Below are 19,627 nucleotides of genomic sequence, written 5' to 3'. Positions count from 1 at the left end.
CGCAGCCTCACTGGCAGGTTGGTCACAGCCAGACTGACAGGTTGGTCGCTCGGCTCGGCGGCGCCCGTCACAGCCGGGCGAGCACCTCGTCGAGCATCTTCTCAGTCAACTTTCCGGTAAAGGTGTTCTGCTGGCTGACGTGGTAGCTGCCGAGCAGCCGGACCTCGTGCCCGGCGGGGGTGACGAGCACGGCCTCGGCGCCGTGGCCGAACCGCGGCCTGGGCCGGGGCACCGCCCAGCCCAGCCGCCGGGCGCTGGCCAGGGCGGCGTCCCAGCCGATCGCGCCCAGGGCGAGCATCGAGCGGAGCCCGGGGGCGACCAGCTCGAGGTCGCGGTCCAGCCACTGCCCGCACGTGGCGCGCTCTTCGGGGGTGGGCTTGTTGCCCGGCGGCGCGCAGCGCACCGCGGCCACGATCCGCGCGCCGCGCAGCTCGAGCCCGTCGGCGGCGGAGGTGCTGGTCGGCTGGCTGGCGTAGCCGGCGCGGTAGAGGGCGGCGTAGATCCAGTCACCGCTGCGGTCGCCGGTGAACATCCGGCCGGTGCGGTTCGTCCCGTTGGCCGCCGGCGCCAGCCCGACGACGAGCACCCGGGGCCGGGGGTCGCCGAAACCCGGGCCGGGGCGGCCCCAGTACGGCTGGTCGGCGAAGGCGGCCCGCCGCCCGGTCGTGGCGACGGCCTCGCGCCAGGCCACCAGGCGCGGGCAGGCGCGGCAGACGGACACCCGCGCGTCGAGCTCGGCCACGTCGTCCGCCCCGCGGGCGAGGCGCCCGACCTCGGCGGCGGAGCGGGCCACCGGGGTGGCGGGGTCCGCCGGGTCGCCCGGCCAGCCGGTGCCCGGGGGCACCGGGGAGGCGAAGAGCTCGCCGGTGACGGGATGGGGACGCAGGTCGTCGGGCACGCTCGCCATCCTGCCGCCGTCGCCGGCTTTTGTGCACCTGCTACCAAGACACCCGGGCGGGGCCGCGGCGCGGCCCGCACAACTTGTAGACACGCGACAACCACCGCCGCCGTGGCTTGGTCACATGGACAATCTTGGCGGCCGCGGCCATGCCGAAATAGGAGGGCCGCGCCGCCCCCGGCTAACGTAGCCCGGGCACGGTCCCACCGGGGTGCTCCTCACCCCGCTGCCACCGGTGCCCACGCGGCCCCCAGCCGCCCCCGATCGATCATCACCGGCGCCCGGATCCCGGGCCAGAACAGGAGTTGTCCATGACGAGCACCTCGAGCCAGCCGAGCCCGCGCAGGCTCACGAAGGTGCTCATCGCCAACCGCGGCGAGATCGCCGTCCGGGTGGCTCGGGCATGCGCCGACGCGGGGATCGCCACGGTCGCCGTCTACGCCGACTCCGACCGCAACGCCCTGCACGTCAAGCTCAGCGACGAGGCGTACGCCCTGCACGGCCAGCGGGCCGCCGAGACCTACCTCGACGCCGGCAAGCTGCTCGACGTCGCCCGCCGCTCCGGCGCCGACGCGGTGCACCCCGGCTACGGCTTCCTGTCCGAGAACGCCGAGTTCGCCCAGGCCGTGCTCGACGCCGGGCTCGTGTGGATCGGTCCGCCGCCGGCCGCCATCGCCGCCCTGGGCGACAAGGTCACCGCCCGGCACATCGCCCAGAGGGTCGGCGCGCCGCTGGTGCCCGGCACCGCCGACCCGGTCGCCGGGGCCGAGGAGGTGCTCGCCTTCGCCGACGCCCACGGCCTCCCGGTGGCCATCAAGGCCGCGTTCGGCGGCGGCGGGCGCGGCCTCAAGGTCGCCCGCACCCGCGAGGAGATCCCCCAGCTGTACGAGTCGGCCGTGCGCGAGGCGCTGGCCGCGTTCGGCCGCGGCGAGTGCTTCGTCGAGCGCTTCCTCGACCGCCCGCGCCACGTGGAGACCCAGTGCCTGGCCGACGCGGCCGGCACCGTCGTCGTCGTCTCCACCCGGGACTGCTCGCTGCAGCGGCGCCACCAGAAGCTCGTCGAGGAGGCGCCCGCGCCGTTCCTCAGCGCCGAGCAGGAGGCCACCCTCGTGCGCGCCTCGCAGGCCATCCTGCGCGAGGCCGGCTACGTCGGCGCCGGCACCTGCGAGTTCCTCGTGGGCCAGGACGGCACCATCTCCTTCCTCGAGGTCAACACCCGCCTGCAGGTCGAGCACCCGGTCAGCGAGGAGGTCGCCGGGCTGGACCTCGTGCGCGAGCAGCTGCGCGTGGCCGCCGGCGAGGAGCTCGGCTACACCGAGGTCGCCACCCGCGGGCACTCCATCGAGCTGCGCATCAACGGCGAGGACCCGGCGTCCAACTTCATGCCCGCCCCCGGGACCATCGCCTCCCTCACCTGGCCCGCCGGGCCGGGCGTGCGGGTGGACGCCGGGGTGGTCGCCGGCGACGCCGTCTCCGGCGCCTTCGACTCCCTGCTCGCCAAGCTGATCGTCACCGGCGCCACCCGCGCCGAGGCGCTCGAGCGCGCGCGCCGGGCGCTGCGCGAGACCGAGATCGTCGGCCTGCCCACCGTGCTGCCGTTCCACCGCAGCGTGCTGACCGAGCCGGACTTCACCGCCGAGCGGGCCGAGGACTTCCGGGTCCACACCACCTGGATCGAGACCGACTACGCGGAGAAGCTGCGCGAGCTGCCCAGGGCCGCCCCGGCGACGCCCGCCCCGGCCGAGGACGAGGGCGCGGCGGAGGCCACCGAGCGCGTCGTCGTCGAGGTGGGCGGCAAGCGGCTCGAGGTGGTCATCCCCGCCGGCCTGGGGATCTCCGCCGGGCCGCGCGGCGCCGCCCGCCGGCCGGCGCGTCGGGCGGCCCGGTCCGGTGGGGCCGCCGCCAACGGCGCCAACGGCGCCGCGCTGACCTCGCCCATGCAGGGCACGATCGTCAAGGTCGCGGTGGCCGACGGCGAGCTGGTCGCCGAGGGCGACCTCGTCGTCGTCCTCGAGGCGATGAAGATGGAGCAGCCGCTGGTGGCGCACCGCGCCGGGCGCGTGCACGGCATGGCGGCCGCCGTCGGGCAGAACGTCGCCACGGGCGCCGTCATCTGCCAGATCGACCCGCTGGACGACGTCTCCGCGAACTGACGGCGCGTGCCGACCGCCCGGCACGCCGGCAACGACGAACTGCCCGGGCGCCCCACTGGGGGCGCCCGGGCGGTTTCACGTGCGGGAATCGGCGAGCGACCGCCGCCGGCGGCAGCCCGCCGGCGGCAGCCCGCCGGCGGCGGTCAGCGCGGCCGGCGATCAGGCGGTCGCGGCGACCTCGACCGGCGCGGAGGCCCGGGCGGCCTTGACCATCTCGGCGCACTTCTCGCCGATCATCATCACGGTGATGTTGGGGTTGACCGTGGTGTGCTCGGGCATGATCGAGGCGTCGGCGACGCGCAGGCCGGTGACGCCCTTGACCCGCAGCTCGGGGTCGAGCGGGGACATCGGGTCCGCTGGGGCGCCCATGCGCACCGTCCCGACCGGGTGGTAGACGGTGTTGTGGGTGCGGCGGACGTAGTCCGCGAGCTGCTCGTCGGTCTGCACGTCCGCGCCGGGGTAGAGCTCCTCCCCCGCCCACTCCGCCATCGCGGGCTGCGCGACGATCTCGCGGGCCTTGCGGATGCCGGCGATCATCACGCGCATGTCGTGCGGGTCGGTGAAGTAGCGCGGGTCGACCATCGGCTTGTCGCGGAAGTCCTTGCTGCGCAGCCGCACCGTGCCGCGGGAGCGGGCGTGGGTGACGTTGGGGGTCAGGCAGAAGCCGTTCTCCGTCGTCGGGTAGCCCTGGCGCAGGGTGTGCATGTCGAACGGCACGGACCCGTAGTGCATCATCAGGTCCGGCCGGTCCAGGCCGTCCTCGGTGGTGGTGAAGATGCCGATCTCCCACCACTGGGTGGAGGTGGTCGGCATGGGCCGCTTGGCCTCCCACTGGATGACGCCCTCGGGGTGGTCCTGCAGGTTCGCGCCGACGCCGGGCGCGTCCACGACGACGTCGATGCCCACCTCGCGCAGGTGCTCGGCCGGGCCGATGCCGGAGAGCATGAGCAGCTTGGGGGTGTCGATGGCGCCGGTGGAGACGATGACCTCGCGCCGGGCGGAGACGACCTTGCTGCGCCCGAAGGCGTTGTCGGTGACCTCCACGCCGGTGCAGCGGTTGTCCGCGTCCAGCACGAGCTTCTTGGCCCAGGAGCCGGTGAGGACGTGGAGGTTCTCCCGGTCCAGGACCGGGTGGAGGTAGGACACCGAGGAGGAGGACCGGGTGCCGTCGGCGCGGCGGTTGATCTGGAAGAAGTTCGCGCCGTTGACCACGGTCTCGCCGGTGTTGAACCGTGCCCGCGGGATGCCCGCCTGCTCGCAGGCGTCCAGCAGCGCCACGCCGCAGGCATCCGCGGGCGGGACGTTCATCAGGTGCACCGGGCCGTCCTTGCCGTGCAGGGGGCCGTCGTCCTCGTTCGTCTCGAGCTTGGTGTACAGCGGGAAGGTGTGCTCCGCGCCCCACCCGGTGGCCCCGTGCGTGGCCTCCCACTCGTCCAGGTCCTCGCGCGGCGCCCAGAAGGCGATGCACGAGTTGTGCGAGGAGCACCCGCCCAGCACCTTGGCGCGGGCGTGCCGCATGAAGGAGTTGCCGCTGGCCTGCGGCTCGATCGGGTAGTCCCAGTCGTAGCCGGACTCGAGCAGCTCCATCCACCGGTCGAGCTGGAGGACGACGTCGAGGCCCACGTCGGTCGGGCCGGCCTCGAGGAGGGCGACCTGGACGTCGGGGTCCTCGCTCAGCCGGGCCGCGACGACGGCGCCGGCGGACCCGCCGCCGACCACCACGTAGTCGTAGGTGCTCTCGTTCACGCTGCTGTGCTCCTTCACTTGCGGTCCTCGAACCAGCCGGTGACCTGCGGCCGGGTGTTCTGGTAGATGTGCTTGGCCTCCTGGTACTCCGCCAGGCCGGTGGGACCGAGCTCGCGGCCCACCCCGGACTGGCCGAACCCGCCCCACTCGGCCTGGGGGAGGTACGGGTGGAAGTCGTTGATCCACACCGTCCCGTGGCGCAGGCGCCCGGCGACCCGCTGGGCGCGGCCGGCGTCCTGGGTCCACACCGCGCCGGCCAGCCCGTAGTGCGTGTCGTTGGCGGTGGCCACCGCCTCGTCCTCGTCGGCGAAGGTCTCCACCGTCACCACCGGGCCGAAGGCCTCGTCGCGCACCACGGACATGCCCCGGCGGACGTCGTCGATCACGGTGGGCAGGTAGTAGTAGCCCTTGGCGAGCTCGCCCTCGCCCCAGGCGCCGCCGCAGCGCACCCGGGCGCCCTCGGCGACGCCGCGCTCGACGTAGGCGGTGACCTTGTCGCGGTGGGCGGCGGAGATGAGCGGGCCGGTCTCGGCGGCCTCGTCGAAGGGCCCGCCGAGGCGGATGCCCTGGGCCCGGCGCACGAGCTCGTCGACGAACCGCTCGGCGATGGTGTCCTGGACGATGATCCGGGCGCCGGCGGAGCAGACCTGCCCGGAGTGGACGAAGGCGCCGTTGAGGGCGTTGTCCACGGCGGCGTCGAAGTCGGCGTCGGCGAAGATGACGTTGGGGTTCTTCCCGCCCAGCTCCAGCGCCACCTTCTTCACGGTGCCCGCCGCAGCGGCGGCGATCACCTTGCCGGTCTCCAGGCCGCCGGTGAAGGAGACCATGTCGACGTCGGGGTGGGACGACAGCGGCGCGCCGGCGGTGGCGCCGGCGCCCAGCACGAGGTTGGCGACGCCGGCGGGCAGGCCGAGCTCCTCGAGCACCTGCATCATGAGGATCGCGGTGTGCGGGGTGAGCTCGGAGGGCTTGAGGACGAAGGCGTTGCCGGCGGCCAGCGCGGGCGCGATCTTCCACGCCGCCTGCAGCAGCGGGTAGTTCCACGGGGTGATGAGCCCGCAGACGCCGACCGGCTCGTAGACGATCCGGGAGACGACGTCGGTGTTGCCGGCGTCGACCAGCCGGCCGGCCTCCAGCCCGGCGAGCTTGCCGAAGTAGGCGAAGCAGGCCGCGATGTCGTCCATGTCGATCTCGCTCTCGACCAGCCGCTTGCCGGTGTCGAGGGACTCGGCGCGGGCGAACTCGGCCTTGCGCTCGCGCAGCCGGTCGGCGACCTTGAGCAGGAAGTCGCCGCGCTCGGGGGCCGGGACGTCGCGCCAGGCGCCGCCGTCGAAGGCGGCCCGGGCGGCGGCGATCGCCGCCTCGGCGTCCTCGGCGCCGGCCTCGGCCACGATCCCGACGAGCTCGCCGTCGGCGGGGTTGCGGATCTCGCGGGTCTCGCCGCTGCGGGCGGGGACCCACCGGCCGTCGATGAACAGGGTGTTCGTCATCAGTTCTTGCTCTCCTCCATCGCGAAGTCGGCGTTCCAGTCCTCCGGCGCGTCGGCCTCGTCGGCCATGGCCGACCCGGTGAAGTCGCGCTGGAGGTGGAGAAACTCGAGGTGTCGCTCGTACTGGTCCAGGACGTCGGTGATGACCTGGTCCTTCGTGTACCCCATGAGGTCGTAGCCGTGGCTGCCGGTCATCGAGAAGACCTCGAGCCGGTAGTACGTCTCGTTCCGGCCCTGGGCGCGCGGGGCGTAGGTCGGCGTGACGTGCTCGACGGGGTAGATCTGGTAGCGGAAGTCGGGGTCGTCGGCCAGGACCACGGTGAGGGTGAGCTGGCTGCAGCCCGCCCCCTCGACCGCGCCGTCGGTCAGCTCGACGACGGCGCCCTGGGCCCTCAGCTCGGCCGCGACCTCCTGCACCGCGGGCAGCGCGACCTGCGTGATGTAGCGCTGGGCCTGCGCCGAACTCGGGTAGGCCATCGACCGGGCCACGCGCTGGCGCCAGCTGCGCTGCGGACCGGCGACGGCCCGCCCGGAGAGCGCGCCGGGCAGGGAGGTGCGCAGGCTCGCGGCCAGCGCCGCCTCGATCCGCAACGACTTGTAGAGGCCCGCCATGACCAGGTAGATCACCACGGAGAACGGCAGGCCCATGATGATCGTCGCCGACTGCAGCGTCGCCACGCCGCCGACCATGAGCATCCCGAGCGTGAGCGCACCGGTGGCGAGGGACCAGAAGATCCGCAGCCAGTTCGGCCCGTCCTTGCCCGGGTCCTTGATCCGGGAGGTGAAGGTCGACATCACGAGCGAGCCGGAGTCGGCGCTGGTGACATAGAAGAGCAGGCCGGTGAAGGTGGCCACGGCGATGAGCAGCGGGGCGCCGGGGTACTGCTCGAGCAGGGAGTAGAAGGCCCGCTCGGGCTGGTTCATCGCCACCTGCCCGAAGGCGTCGTTGCCGCCCAGCACCACGTCGAGGGCGCTGTTCCCGAAGATCGAGAGCCAGACCAGGATGAACAGGAAGGGCACGGTCAGCGTGGCGACGACGAACTGGCGGATGGTGCGCCCGCGGGAGATCCGGGCGAGGAACAGCCCCACGAAGGGCGCCCAGGCGATCCACCAGGCCCAGAAGAACAGCGTCCAGCCGTTCATCCACTCGTCCGGGCGGTCGAAGGCGAACGTGTTCAGCGTCATGTCGGCGAAGCCGGCGAGGTAGTCGCCGATGTTCAGCACCAGCGCGTCCAGCAGGAACGCGGTCTTGCCGGTGACGGTGATGTACAGCATGAGGCCGACGGCGAGGACGACGTTGAGCTCGGACAGCCGCCGGATGCCCTTGTCGATGCCGGCCACGGCGGACGCGGTGGCCATGAGGACGGCCAGCACGATGAGGGCGATCTGGGCGGCGAGCCCCTCCTCGACGCCGAAGAGGATCTTCAGGCCGAAGTTAAGCTGCACGACGCCGATGCCCAGCGACGTGGCGATGCCGAAGATGGTGCCGAGCATGGCGGCGGTGTCGACGGCGTCCCCGGCGGCGCCGTGCACGCGCCGGCCGATGATCGGGTACAGCGCGGAGCGGATGCTCAGCGGCATGTTGAAGCGGTAGGCGAAGTAGCCGAACGCCATGCCCATGAGGGCGTACATCGCCCAGCCGGTGATGCCGTAGTGGAACAGGGTCCAGACCACGGCCTGCCGGGCCGATTCGAGGGTTTCCCCCGCGCCGGCCGGCGGCCCGTAGTACTGGGTCACGGGCTCGGCCACGGAGAAGAACATCAGGTCGATGCCGATGCCCGCCGCGAAGAGCATCGCGGTCCAGGAGAACATCGAGTACTGGGGCTTGGAGTGGTCCGGACCCAGCTTCGTGCGTCCCACGCGCGAGGCCGCGACGAAGACGACGAAGATCACCACCACCGTGGCGGTGAGGATGTAGTACCAGCCGAGGTTCTTGGACACCCAGGCCACCATCGCGCCGATGACCGTGGCGGCGTGGTCCGGGGCGAGAATCGCCCACAGGGCGATGGCGAGGATGCCGATGGCGGAGGGGACGAACACGCGCATGTTCGTCGTCGGCGGCTCCGTTGCCGTCTCCGCGGGGGTCTGCGGCGGGCCCTCCGGGCGTGGGGGCCGCGGCGCCGTCTTCCGGGCCGTTGCCGGGCGGGCCGACGGCGGGTCGTGCGCGGGGCGCGGCGGCTGCGGGGCCGTCGTCGCGCCCACGGGCGGCGGGGTGTGCAGGGCTCGCGGGGGCTGCGCCGTCATCCCCGGGCCCGCCGGTGCCGCACCCGTGACGGGTTCCGGCGGCACCGCCCGCGCGGTGGGCGGCCCCGTCTCGGCGTCTGTGGAGGGCGCGGCCCGTTCTGGGACGGGAGGTCTGGTCTGGGTCATCGTCCTTGGTTCCGTGTGCTCTCGGTTGCGTGCGTGTTCTCGGTCTGGTGCGCTGGGTGTCGCGCAGGGCGCGGCGACCTCGCGCTCGGTGGTCGCGCCGCTCCAGGGCCCGCGCAGGGTGCGCGGCAGGCCCGCGGGCTGGGCGCGGCGGGCCTTGGGCGCGTCGTCCTGCCCTGGGCCCGCTCAACGGCCCACGACTTTACCCATACCGGACTCTTTTCCCTAAAGTCCCTGACGGAAGCGCCGCGCACCTATGGGTCCGGTCGCGACGAACCCACGAACCGCCATGGAGACCCATCGGCGCATGGCCGCTGGTCGCAGGCGCATCCGCATGCCGCCGGCCTGGCGACCCGGTCGGATGCCACCTGCTCCACGATCCGTGCAGATGCGACCAGCCTCACGACCCGTCCGGACCGGCCCGCCTCCCGATCCGTCCGGACGCCGCCCGCTGCGCGATCCGTCCGGACGCCGCCCGCTGCGCGATCCGTCCGGACGCCGCCCGCTTCCCGATCCGTCCAGGCCGCCTGCTCCGCGGGCTGTGCGAGGCTGTGCCGGTGACCATCCACCGCCCGCCCGATTCCCGGGTGCACCGCCAGCCCGGCGACGGCTGGGTGGAGTGCGCCTGCGGGTACCAGCACTGGGGCCTCAACGGGGCCGCCGGGCTGCTGCTGTGGCGCGCCGGGTCCAGCGGCCCCCAGCTCGTGCTCCAGCACCGCGCGCTGTGGTCGCACCACGGCGGCACCTGGGGCCTGCCCGGTGGGGCGATCCGCGACGGCGAGACGGCGCTGCACGGCGCGGTGCGCGAGGCCGGCGAGGAGGCCGGGGTCGACCCCGGGCTGCTGCGCGTGCGCGCCACCCGCGCCCTGCTTCACCCCGACTGGGCGTACACGACCGTGCTCGCGGAGGCGACCGGCCCGTTCGAGCCGCGGGTCGGCGACCCGGAGAGCCTCGAGATGCGCTGGGTGGACCTCGCCGCCCTCGAGGACCACCCGCTGCTGCCCGCGTTCGCCGACGCCCTGCCCGAGCTGCGGACCATGCTGCGCCGCCTGGTGCTGGTCGTCGACGCCGCCAACGTCGTCGGCTCCCGCCCCGACGGCTGGTGGGCGGACCGACGCGGCGCCACCGTCCGCCTGCGCGACCACCTCGCCGGCCTCGCCCACCACGGGCTGGACGCCTACGCCGTCGAGCTGCCCGGTGACCGGTGGTACCCGGAGGTCGTCCTCGTCACCGAGGGCGCGGCGCGCGGCGTCGCGGCGGTCGACGGCGTGCGGGTCGTGACGGCCGAGGGCAGCGGGGACGACGCCGTCGTCGCCGCGGTGGCCGAGGCCCAGCACGCCCACGCCGACCCCGCCACGGACGTGGCCGTGACCACCGCCGACCGTGAGCTGGGCGCGCGGGTGCGAGAGCTGGGCGCCCGGACGCTCGGGCCACGGGTCGTGCGGAACTGACCTGTCGCGCCGCGCGGACGGGCACTGGCATACCGCGAGCCCGCTCACAGCGACGAGACGCCCCGCGGGCACGTCCGTGGTCCCACGTAACCTGGGGGCCATGACCGAGCGCACTGCCTGGGCCTTTGGACTGGCCACCATCACCGACTCCGGCGACACCCTCGACGTGTGGTACCCCACCCCCGCGCTCGGCACCGCCCCGCAGGACGCGGCGGCGCCCGCGGAGCTGGCCGCCGCCGTGCGCGCGGACGAGGCCCGGTCCGTGCGCACCGAGGTGGTGCGCACCGAGATCGACCTCGACGCCGCCCCCGCCACCGTGGCCGACGCCTACCTGCGCCTGCACCTGCTCTCGCACACCCTGGTCCGCCCGAACACCCTCAGCCTCGACGGCATCTTCGGGGTGCTGCCGAACGTCGTGTGGACCTCCCAGGGGCCGTGCGCCGTCGACGGCTTCGAGGCCACCCGCGCCCGGCTGCGCGCCCGCGGCGGCGTGACCGTCTACGGCGTGGACAAGTTCCCCCGCATGGTCGACTACGTCCTCCCCGCCGGCGTGCGCATCGCCGACGGCGACCGGGTGCGCCTGGGCGCCCACCTCGCCCCGGGCACGACCGTGATGCACGAGGGCTTCGTGAACTTCAACGCCGGCACGCTGGGCCGGTCCATGGTCGAGGGCCGCATCTCCCAGGGCGTCGTCGTCGGCGACGGCGCCGACATCGGCGGCGGCGCGTCGATCATGGGCACCCTGTCCGGCGGCGGGAAGCAGGTCATCTCCGTCGGCGAGCGGTCCCTGCTCGGCGCCAACGCCGGGGTGGGCATCTCCCTCGGCGCCGACTGCGTCGTCGAGGCCGGGCTCTACCTCACCGCGGGCACCAAGGTCTCCGTGCTCACCGGCGGCGGCACCCGCCCGGACCAGGGCCAGCTCGCCGAGCCGCCCGTGGTCGCCGCCCGCGACCTGTCCGGGCAGGACAACCTGCTCTTCCGCCGCAACTCCCTCTCCGGGGCCGTCGAGGCCATCCCGCGCCAGGGCACCGGGGTGGAGCTCAACGCCGCCCTGCATGCCTAGAGGCAGGCCCGGGGGCGCGGCGCGCGGCCGCGTGCGCACCTCCCGGCGCGCCCGCGGCTGCGCCGGCGGCGCCGTGCTCGTCCTCGCCGCGCTGGCGGTGGCGATCACCGGCGTGGTGCTCGCCCTCAACGCCCTGGTCCCCCGCTCGGCGTCGGGCACCTGCCTGGTGGCCCTTCCCGACGCCGGCAGCGTGCGCCTGGACGCCGACCAGGCGGACAACGCCGCGCTGTTCGCCGCCGTGGCGGCCCACCGCGAGCTGCCGGCGCGGGCGGTGACCATCGCGATCGCCACCGCGCTGCAGGAGTCGAAGATGCGCAACATCGACTACGGCGACCGCGACTCCGTCGGCCTGTTCCAGCAGCGCCCCTCGCAGGGGTGGGGCACGGTCGCCCAGATCATGGACCCGGTGTACTCCACCAACGCCTTCTACGACGTGCTCGTCACCGTCCAGGGCTGGGAGGGCCAGGAGATCACCGACGCCGCCCAGCGCGTGCAGCGCTCGGCCTTCCCCAACGCCTACGCCCAGCACGAGAGCCGCGGCCGCGCCTTCGCCTCGGCGCTGTCGGGCTACTCCACCGGCGCGCTGACCTGCCACCTGGACCCGGTGTCCGACGACGCCTCCGCGGCCGGCGGCGGGGCGTCCGGCGGCGCGGCGTCCGGCGCGGTCCCCGCGGGGGCCGCCGCGGCATCGAGCGCCGGACCCATCGCCGGCGCCACCCCGCCGGCCCGGCTCGCCGTCATCCAGCAGCGCCTGGACCGCGACTTCGTCCAGATCGGCGCCGCGGTGGTCCCGCCCGGGGTGCTGCAGGTGGACGCCGCCTCGCTGCCGGCCGGACTGGACCCGGAGCCGCAGCGGCGCGCCTGGGCGGTGGCGCAGTGGGCGGTCGCGACCGCGAGCGCCACCGGCGCCCGGGTGGTCGGCGCCGACGGGCAGGTGTGGGTGCGCGACGACGGCGACGACGCCGCCTGGCTGCCGGTGGAGCGGGCGGGACTGCCGGCCGGGCTGCACGACGCCATCGCCGGTGCGGCGCCGGGGATCGTCATCATCGGCTGACTGGCTCGGGCCACGGCCGCCAGGCCGCGGCCCTCGGCAGCGGTGCGGCGGCCACGCCCCTCCGGCAGCGGCCCGGCGGCCGCCCGGTTAGGGTGCCACTGGCGCGCACGCGGCGCTCGGTGCGCGCCCGGCGGATCCTCCGGGGGTGGATGTGAGCACCGAGGCGCCGAGCCGTCCGCGCGACCTGACCGTCCGCGACTACCTCGGCTACGCCGGCGGGGACGCGGCGAACAACCTGACGTTCATGATGGCGTCGTTGTTCCTGCTGCTGTACTACACCGACGTCGTCGGCCTCAGCGCCGCGGTCGCGGGCGCGATCCTGCTGGTGGTCCGGGTGTGGCAGGCGGTCACCGACCTCGTCGCGGGCCGGGTCGTCGACCTCACCACCACCCGCTGGGGACGCTTCCGCCCGTACTTCCTCTTCTGCGGGGCGCCGCTGATGCTGCTCGGCGTCGCGCTGTTCTCCGTGCCCGGCCGGCTCTCGGACGGCGGCGCGGCGCTGTACGCCATGGTGAGCTACGCCGTCTTCGGTCTCGCCTACAGCTTCGTGAACATCCCGTACGGGTCCGTGGCGTCCGCGATGACGGAGCTGCCCCAGGAGCGGGCGCGGTTGAGCAGCTACCGGGCGGTCGGCCAGGCGCTGGCCACCGTGATCCTCGCGTTCGTCGTCGCCCCGCAGATCCAGAGCTCGCCGGACCTGCAGCGCTCCTTCACCACGGTGATGATCGCCTTCGGCGTGGTCGGCCTGCTGCTGTACGTGACGCTGTTCCGCACAGTGCGCGAGACCGTGCCGCGCGACACCACGCCCGTGACGCTGCGCCAGACCCTCGCGGCGATCGGCCGCAACCGCCCGCTGTTGATGCTGTGCCTCAGCGCGATATTCGTGCTCACCGGGATGTTCGTGCTCCAGACCACCCAGGTGTACTACGCCCGCGACGTGCTCGGGAACGCGAACTTCACCATCGCCCTGACGGTGATGACCGTGCTCGGCCAGTTCGCCATGGTGCCGGTGGTGCCTCGGCTGGTGGCCCGCTCCGGCAAGAAGGCGGCGTACATCGCGGCGGGGGTGCTCACCGCCCTCGGCGGCGTCGGCATCGCGCTCAGCCCGCCGGCCGCGCCCGTGGCGGCGATCGTCTCCTTCGGGGTCTACGGGCTGGGCATCGCGGCGATCCAGGCGCTCATGTGGGCGCTGGAGGCGGACACCGTCGAGTACGGCGAGTGGGACGCCGGCGTGCGCACCGAGGGCAGCAACTACGCCGCGCTCTCGTTCACGCGCAAGGTCGGCCAGGGCATCGGCGGCGGCCTGGCCGCCTGGGGGCTCGGGGTCAGCGGCTACGTGGCCGGCGCCGCGACGCAGCGGCAGGAGTCGCTCATCGCCATCCGGTACCTCACCGGCTTCGCCCCGACGATCTTCGTCGGGCTCGGCGCCGTGGTGATGCTCGCCTACCCGCTCTCGGAGGCGCGGTTCCAGCAGATGCTCGACGACGTCGTCGCCCGGCGGGCCGCGCGCACCCGGGGCGCCGCACCGGGCGACGCGGCCGGGGAGGCGCCGGTGGGCTGACCGCCCGCGAGCGGTCGCTGAGCGGGACAGCGGACGGGACGGCGCCGCCTCAGCGCACGAACGCGCTCAGTCCGGTGATCGCCCGGCCCACGACGAGCTGGTTGATCTCGTTGGTGCCCTCGAAGGTGTAGATCGCCTCGGCGTCGGCGAAGAACCGGGCCACGTCGGTGTCCAGGGTGATGCCGTTGCCGCCGCACACCTCCCGCGCCAGCGCGACCGTCTCGCGGGTGTGGCGGGCGATCCAGCCCTTGGCCAGCGCCGCGTCGGCGTCGCTGTAGCCGCCAGCGTCCTCGAGCTGGCTCAGCCGCACCGCCATCCCGAGGGAGGCGGTGAGGTTGCCGAGCATGGTGGCGAGCTTGTCCTGGACCAGCTGGTAGCCGGCGATGGGCCGGCCGAACTGCTCGCGCCCGAGGGTGTAGCGCACCGCCGCCTCGTAGGCGCCGGCCTGGGCGCCGGTGGCGAGCCAGGACACGTCGGCCCGCATGGACCGCAGCAGCCGGTTGACGTCGCGGAAGGAGTTCACCCGCTGCAGCCGCCGGGTCTCGGGCACCCGGACGCCGTCGAGGGTGATGTGGCCGTTGTTGACGATCCGCAGGGCCATCTTCCGGGGGATCTGCTCCACGGTGACCCCGGGCGCGTGGCGGTCGACGAGGAAGGCCTTGACCTCGCCGTCGGCCTCGTCGCGGGCGACGACGGTGATGAGGTCGGCGTACTCCGCGCCCCCGATCCACCGCTTGGCGCCGCTGATCACCCAGCCGTCGCCGTCGCGGCGGGCGGTGGTGGCCAGCCCGCGGGCGACGTCGCTGCCGTGGTCGGGCTCGGTGAGGGCGAAGACGCCCTTGATCGCCCAGCCGCGCACGCCGGCGTCGAGCTCGGCCACCTGCCCGGGCGACCCGCCGAGCAGGATGCTGTTGCGGAACAGCGTCGCCTGGGCGCCGTAGAAGACCGCGACCGAGACATCGGTGCGGGCCAGCTCGAGCATGCGGAAGCCGCGGTACAGCGCGCTCGGGGCGGCGCCCAACTCGGGCGGGGCCATGAGGTCCAGCGCCTCGAGCGGCCCGCGGATCGCGTGCGGGAACTCCGCCCGGTCCCAGTAGTCGTTGACCAGCGGCTTCACGTCGCGCTCGAGCACCTCGCGCAGCCGGCCAAGCACGGCCCGCTCGGCCGCGCTGAGCAGGGACTCGTAGCCGTAGGGGTCGATGGCCTCGTAGAGCCGGGCCGGCGCCGTCACCGTCACAGCGCGCTCACGCGTAGAAGCGGAACAGGGTGGTTGCGGCCACCGCCGGCTTGGTCGCGCCCTCGACCTCGATCACGTTGTCGAGGGTGAGCTGGTACCCGCCGGGGACCTCGGTGACCTCCCGGACGGTCGTGCCCATCCGCACCCGGGAGCCGACCTTGACCGGGGAGGGGAAGCGCACCTTGTCCAGGCCGTAGTTGACCTTGGTGGTGACCCCGTCGACGTCGAGCAGCTCCTCGGAGAAGGGGATGATCAGCGCCAGGCTGAGGTAGCCGTGGGCGATGGGCGCCCCGAACGGGCCGTCCTTGGCGCGCTCGGGGTCGACGTGGATCCACTGGTGGTCGTCGGCGGCGTCAGCGAAGAGGTTGACCTGCTCCTGGGTGATCTCCCGGTAGCCGGAGAACCCCAGGTTGGTGCCGGCGAGGCCGGGCAGGTCCTGGAACGTCACGGTGGTGGTCATGCGGACTCCTCGAGTCGGGTGCGGATGAGGTGCTTCTGGAGCTTGCCCGTCGCGGTGCGCGGGAGCTGGTCGACGAAGACGACGTCCTTGGGGATCTTGTAGCGGGCCAGGCGGCCCTCCAGCGCGGCGACGACGTCGTCGGGGGTGAGGAGGGCGGCGCCCTCGGCGAGGACGACGTAGGCGTGCCCGACCTCGCCCCACTTCGGGTGCGCCACCCCGATGACGGCGGCCTCGGCCACGCCGGGGATGTCGAGCAGGGCATTCTCCACCTCGGCCGGGTACACATTCTCCCCGCCGGAGATGAACATGTCCTTGAGCCGGTCCTTGATGTAGACGTAGCCGTCCTCGTCGACGGTGGCCAGGTCGCCGGTGTGGTACCAGCCGTCGCGGATCGCCTCGGCGGTGGCCTCGGGCTTGTTCCAGTACCCGCGCATGACATTGGGGCCCTGGGCGACGACCTCGCCGATCTCCCCCGGCGCGACGTCGCGGCCGTCGGGGCCGACCACGCGGCCCTCCACCCAGAAGTGCGGGCGGCCGGCCGAGCCGGACTTGCGGAAGGCGTCCTCGTTGAGCAGCAGGTAGATCCCGGGCGCGGTCTCGGTCATGCCGAAGCCCTGCTGGACGGCGACGCCGCGGTCGGCCCAGGTGCGCAGCATCCGGTCCGGCAGCGGGGAGCCGCCGACGAGGACGTTGCGCAGGCTGGACAGGTCCGTGCCGGCGAAGGCCGGGTCGAGGGCGAGGGCGTCCATCATCGCCGGGACGGCGAACATCGAGGTCACCCGCTCGGCTTCGATGGTCTCCAGCACGCTCGTGGGGCTGAAGCCGTGCTGGATGATGACCTTCCCGCCCTTGAGGAAGGTCGGCATGGTCATCGTGTTCAGCCCGGCCACGTGGAACAGCGGGGCGACGGCGAGCATGACCTCGTCACGGACGAAGTCGGTGTCCACCAGCGCGGTGAAGTACTGGAAGCTCAGGCTGCCGTGGGTGTGCGTGGCGCCCTTGGGCCGTCCGGTGGTGCCCGAGGTGTACATGATCATCGCCGGGTCGTCCCAGCCGACCGGCTCGTCGATGACGTCGGTGCCGCCGGCGGCGAGGAACTCCTCGAACCCGACGGCGCCGGGCGCGGCCGCGGCGGTGCCCGGCGCGCCGCCGGGCGCCCCTGACGCGGCCGCGGCGGCGCCGTCGACGGCGATCCACCGCACGCCCGCGAGGTGGGCGAGGCGGGCCGCGTGCTCGGCGTGCTCGGCGCCGTGGACCACCACCGAGGCGCCGGAGTCGGTCAGGATGTACTCGACCTCGGCGGGGGCGAGCCGGGCGTTGATGATCACCCAGATGGCGCCGAGCTGCGCGGTGGCGAAGAACGTCTCCAGCAGCGAGGGGTGGTTGAACCCCACGTAGGCGACCCGGTCCCCGCGCCGCACCCCGGCGGCGCGCAGCGCGTTGGCGAGCTGACGGGTCCGCCGCTCCACGTCGGCGTAGGTGTCCACGCGGTCCCCGTAGACCAGCGCCGGCCGGTCCGCGCCGTTCTTGACCCGCCGCGCCGGCCAGGAGCCGATGCCGAGGTCACGCACCGGTCTCACCCCGGGCCGCGGCGGCGGCCGGCGCGGCCGGGTCCGCCGCGGCGGTGCCCAGCCCGAGCAGCCGCACGGCGTTGTCCTTGAGGATCTTCGGGCGCACCTCGTCCTTGAGGTCGAGGGCGGCGAAGTCCTTGAGCCAGCGCTCGGGGGTCAGCAGCGGGAAGTCGGAGGCGAACAGGACCTTGTCCTGCAGCAGGGAGTTGGCCTGCTTGACCAGGGCGGGCGGGAAGTACTTCGGCGACCAGCCCGACAGGTCGATGTAGACGTTGCCCTTGTGCGTGGCCACCGCGATCGCCTCGTCCTGCCAGGGCACCGAGGGGTGGGCCATGATGATGCCCATCCGCGGGAAGGTGGCCGCGACGACGTCGAGCAGCATGGGGTTGGACAGCCCCAGCTTGATCCCGAACCCGCCGGGCATGCGCGCGCCGATGCCGGTCTGACCGGTGTGGAAGATCGCCGGGAGCCGGTACTCCTCGATGGCGGCGTAGAGGGGGAACCAGCGCTCCTCGGAGGGGTCGAAGTCCTGCAGCGAGGGGTGGAACTTGAACCCGCGCACCCCCAGCTCCTCCACCTGCCGGCGCGCCTTGTCGACGGCGTCGGCGGCGTGCGGGTCGACCGAGCCGAACGGGATGAGGACGTCGTTGTTGCGGGCGGCGCCCGCGGCGATCTCCTCGGTGCTGTTCGGCGCGTGGCCGAGCTTGGTGGTGGCGTCGACCGTGAAGACGACGGCGGCCATCTGCCGCTCGCGGTAGTACTGCGCCGTCTCGTCGATGGTCATCCGGTCCGTGGGCGCCTTGAAGTACTTCGCGGCGGCGTCGAGCACCTCCCCGGGCAGGGAGAGGTGGCCGTGGTGGTCCTTCTCCACGTGCACGTGCGTGTCGACGGCGACGACGGCGGCCGGGTCGACCGCGCACTCGTAGCGGGTCATCGCTGCTCGACCTTCTGCGCGGCGGGGGCGTCGGCGGGCTTCTCGGCCGGCGGCTGCGGCATGGGCTGGCCGACGCTCTGGAGCACCTGGCCGAAGAGGGAGTCGAAGTCCTCGGTGAGCTGGTCGACGGACCAGCCGCCGTCCTGGAACGCGGTGGCCACCTCCTGCGGGTGCGACCACAGGGCCAGGCGGTCCCCGCCCACGCCCACGGCCTGGCCGGTGACACCGGCCGCGGCGTCGGAGGCGAGGAAGGCGATGACGCCGGCGACGTCGTCCGGGGTGCCGAAGCCGAGGACGCGGCGGGCGAAGGGCGGCATCTGCTCCCCGCGGGCGGCGGCGTCGACGAACTGCTTGAAGAACGGCACCGTCTCGGTCATGGCGGTGGCCGCGACCGGGATGACGGCGTTGGCGGTGATGTTGGCCCGGGCCAGCTCCATCGCCCAGGTGCGCACCATGCCGACGATGCCGGCCTTGGCGGCGGCGTAGTTGGTCTGGCCAAAGTTGCCGCGCTGGCCGGTCGGGGAGCCGATGCAGATGATCCGGCCGCCCTCGCCCTGCTCGCGCAGGTAGGTCGCGGCCTCGCGCACGCAGGTGAAGGTGCCGCGTAGGTGGACGTTGATGACGGTGTCGAAGTCGTCGTCGGACATCTTCCACAGCACGGTGTCGCGCAGCACCCCGGCGTTGGTCACCAGGATGTCCAGGCGGCCGAAGCTCTCCACGGCGGCGGCCACCAGCGCCTTGGCGGTCTCGGTGGACCCGACCGGGGCGACCACCGCCACGGCCTCCCCGCCGGCGCCCGTGATGGCGGCGACGGCGTCGTCGGCGACCTGCTGGTCGACGTCGTTGACGACGACGCGCGCGCCCTGGCGCGCCAGCTCCGTGGCGTAGGCCAGGCCCAGGCCCCGGCCGCTGCCGGTGACGATGGCGACTTTTCCGGTCAGGCTCATGTCCGCTCCTTGATGTCCTCGTTGACCGCGGTGCTCGCGCGGGCGGCGCCCGCGACGTCACCTGCGACGTCCCTCACAGTGTGACCACACATCATGGACGCCGTCAATCATTGACGTTCTTAATCGTTGCCTCTAGGCTCCCGGACATGCGACGACGCCAGGAGCTGCGATGACCGCGCCCGAGAACATCGGCCTGCTGCTGTCCCTGGCGAGCGGGCAGGGCGTCGCGACCGCGAACGCGGCGCTGGCGCCGCTGGACCTCAACAGCCGGTCGTACTCCCTGCTCGAGCTGCTCGCCACCACCGACGGCGTGAGCCAGCGCGAGCTCGCCGACGCCCTGCGGCTCGACCCCAGCCAGATCGTCGCCCTCGTCGACGGGCTCGAGCGGCGCACCCTCGCCGAGCGGCGGCCGCACCCCTCGGACCGGCGGCAGAAGTCCGTCGTCATCACCGGACCCGGGCGCGACCTCTACGCCCAGGCCCGCGAGCGCGTCGAGGGGTCGATCGACCAGTTGCTCGGCGACCTGGACGACGCCGAGCGTCAGACCCTGCGCCGGCTGCTGCAGCGCATCGTCAGCCCCGCCAGCGCCGAGGCCGCCCGGCTCGGCCGGGCCAGCTGAGGGCAACGAGACCCGACCTACCACCGAGGCCGTCCGGCCGCACCTGCGACCGGCGCCCCGGCCGCGACCGAGCTTGC

15 protein-coding genes are annotated in these 19,627 nt (G+C 73.7%); 6 read left to right on the top strand and 9 right to left on the bottom strand.

Annotated features, from left to right (window positions below; all coding sequences use genetic code 11):
- Positions 1-67 precede the first annotated feature (67 nt).
- Entirely contained in the window at positions 68-898 is an 831-nt protein-coding gene (locus tag GD880_RS06560) for a uracil-DNA glycosylase (RefSeq protein ID WP_405002728.1), read from the bottom strand.
- A gap of 311 nt (positions 899-1,209) precedes the next feature.
- Between GD880_RS06560 and GD880_RS06555 the strand changes: the two genes are divergently transcribed.
- Positions 1,210-3,051 (top strand): acetyl/propionyl/methylcrotonyl-CoA carboxylase subunit alpha, encoded by a 1,842-nt coding sequence (locus GD880_RS06555; RefSeq protein ID WP_152230817.1) that lies wholly within the window; start codon positions 1,210-1,212, stop codon positions 3,049-3,051.
- 159 nt (positions 3,052-3,210) lie between these two features.
- On the opposite strand, the gene GD880_RS06550 is transcribed toward GD880_RS06555, so the two are convergent.
- From GD880_RS06550 to betT, 3 genes are read right to left on the bottom strand one after another with little or no spacing between them, the layout of a single operon-like run.
- Positions 3,211-4,797, bottom strand: coding sequence for a GMC family oxidoreductase (locus GD880_RS06550; RefSeq protein WP_152230816.1), 1,587 nt, complete (start codon positions 4,795-4,797; stop codon positions 3,211-3,213).
- Positions 4,798-4,811: 14 nt separating this feature from the next.
- Positions 4,812-6,287, bottom strand: coding sequence for an aldehyde dehydrogenase family protein (locus tag GD880_RS06545; protein ID WP_152230815.1), 1,476 nt, complete (start codon positions 6,285-6,287; stop codon positions 4,812-4,814).
- Positions 6,287-8,332: a choline BCCT transporter BetT gene (gene betT, locus GD880_RS06540; protein ID WP_226909430.1), complete on the bottom strand. Its 2,046-nt coding sequence runs from the start codon at positions 8,330-8,332 to the stop codon at positions 6,287-6,289. Before betT ends, GD880_RS06545 begins: the two co-directional genes overlap by 1 nt.
- Before the next feature lie 878 nt (positions 8,333-9,210).
- Between betT and GD880_RS06535 the strand changes: the two genes are divergently transcribed.
- From GD880_RS06535 to GD880_RS06520, 4 genes are all read left to right on the top strand, one after another.
- The gene (locus GD880_RS06535; RefSeq protein ID WP_226909429.1) at positions 9,211-10,104 is read left to right on the top strand and encodes an NUDIX hydrolase; all 894 of its coding nucleotides are present in this window, start codon (positions 9,211-9,213) and stop codon (positions 10,102-10,104) included.
- Between the two features lie 100 nt (positions 10,105-10,204).
- Positions 10,205-11,167, top strand: coding sequence for a 2,3,4,5-tetrahydropyridine-2,6-dicarboxylate N-succinyltransferase (dapD, locus tag GD880_RS06530; protein WP_152230813.1), 963 nt, complete (start codon positions 10,205-10,207; stop codon positions 11,165-11,167).
- Positions 11,160-12,221, top strand: a complete 1,062-nt coding sequence (locus GD880_RS06525; RefSeq protein WP_226909428.1) for a hypothetical protein — start codon at positions 11,160-11,162, stop codon at positions 12,219-12,221. Before dapD ends, GD880_RS06525 begins: the two co-directional genes overlap by 8 nt.
- A 145-nt stretch (positions 12,222-12,366) precedes the next feature.
- The gene (locus tag GD880_RS06520) at positions 12,367-13,782 is read left to right on the top strand and encodes a glycoside-pentoside-hexuronide (GPH):cation symporter (RefSeq protein WP_152230812.1); all 1,416 of its coding nucleotides are present in this window, start codon (positions 12,367-12,369) and stop codon (positions 13,780-13,782) included.
- A 49-nt stretch (positions 13,783-13,831) separates the two neighbouring features.
- On the opposite strand, the gene GD880_RS06515 is transcribed toward GD880_RS06520, so the two are convergent.
- From GD880_RS06515 to GD880_RS06495, 5 genes are read right to left on the bottom strand one after another with little or no spacing between them, the layout of a single operon-like run.
- Positions 13,832-15,019 (bottom strand): acyl-CoA dehydrogenase family protein, encoded by a 1,188-nt coding sequence (locus GD880_RS06515; RefSeq protein ID WP_226909427.1) that lies wholly within the window; start codon positions 15,017-15,019, stop codon positions 13,832-13,834.
- A 7-nt stretch (positions 15,020-15,026) separates the two neighbouring features.
- Positions 15,027-15,479: a MaoC family dehydratase gene (locus GD880_RS06510; protein ID WP_152230810.1), complete on the bottom strand. Its 453-nt coding sequence runs from the start codon at positions 15,477-15,479 to the stop codon at positions 15,027-15,029.
- Positions 15,476-17,050: an acyl-CoA synthetase gene (locus tag GD880_RS06505; RefSeq protein ID WP_152230809.1), complete on the bottom strand. Its 1,575-nt coding sequence runs from the start codon at positions 17,048-17,050 to the stop codon at positions 15,476-15,478. The genes GD880_RS06510 and GD880_RS06505 overlap by 4 nt, the downstream gene beginning before the upstream one ends.
- Positions 17,043-17,984, bottom strand: a complete 942-nt coding sequence (locus GD880_RS06500) for an amidohydrolase family protein (protein ID WP_152230808.1) — start codon at positions 17,982-17,984, stop codon at positions 17,043-17,045. Before GD880_RS06500 ends, GD880_RS06505 begins: the two co-directional genes overlap by 8 nt.
- Positions 17,981-18,931, bottom strand: a complete 951-nt coding sequence (locus GD880_RS06495) for an SDR family oxidoreductase (protein ID WP_152230807.1) — start codon at positions 18,929-18,931, stop codon at positions 17,981-17,983. Before GD880_RS06495 ends, GD880_RS06500 begins: the two co-directional genes overlap by 4 nt.
- 169 nt (positions 18,932-19,100) lie before the next feature.
- On the opposite strand from GD880_RS06495, the gene GD880_RS06490 reads away from it, so the two are divergent.
- Positions 19,101-19,550, top strand: coding sequence for a MarR family winged helix-turn-helix transcriptional regulator (locus GD880_RS06490; RefSeq protein WP_152230806.1), 450 nt, complete (start codon positions 19,101-19,103; stop codon positions 19,548-19,550).
- Positions 19,551-19,627 lie beyond the last annotated feature (77 nt).

Origin of the sequence: Georgenia ruanii (assembly GCF_009193175.1) — a bacterium.
Classification (GTDB): Bacteria; Actinomycetota; Actinomycetes; order Actinomycetales; family Actinomycetaceae; genus Georgenia; species Georgenia ruanii.
The sequence above is the reverse complement of the archived record's forward strand: the minus strand, read 5'-3'. Positions and strand labels throughout refer to the sequence as shown.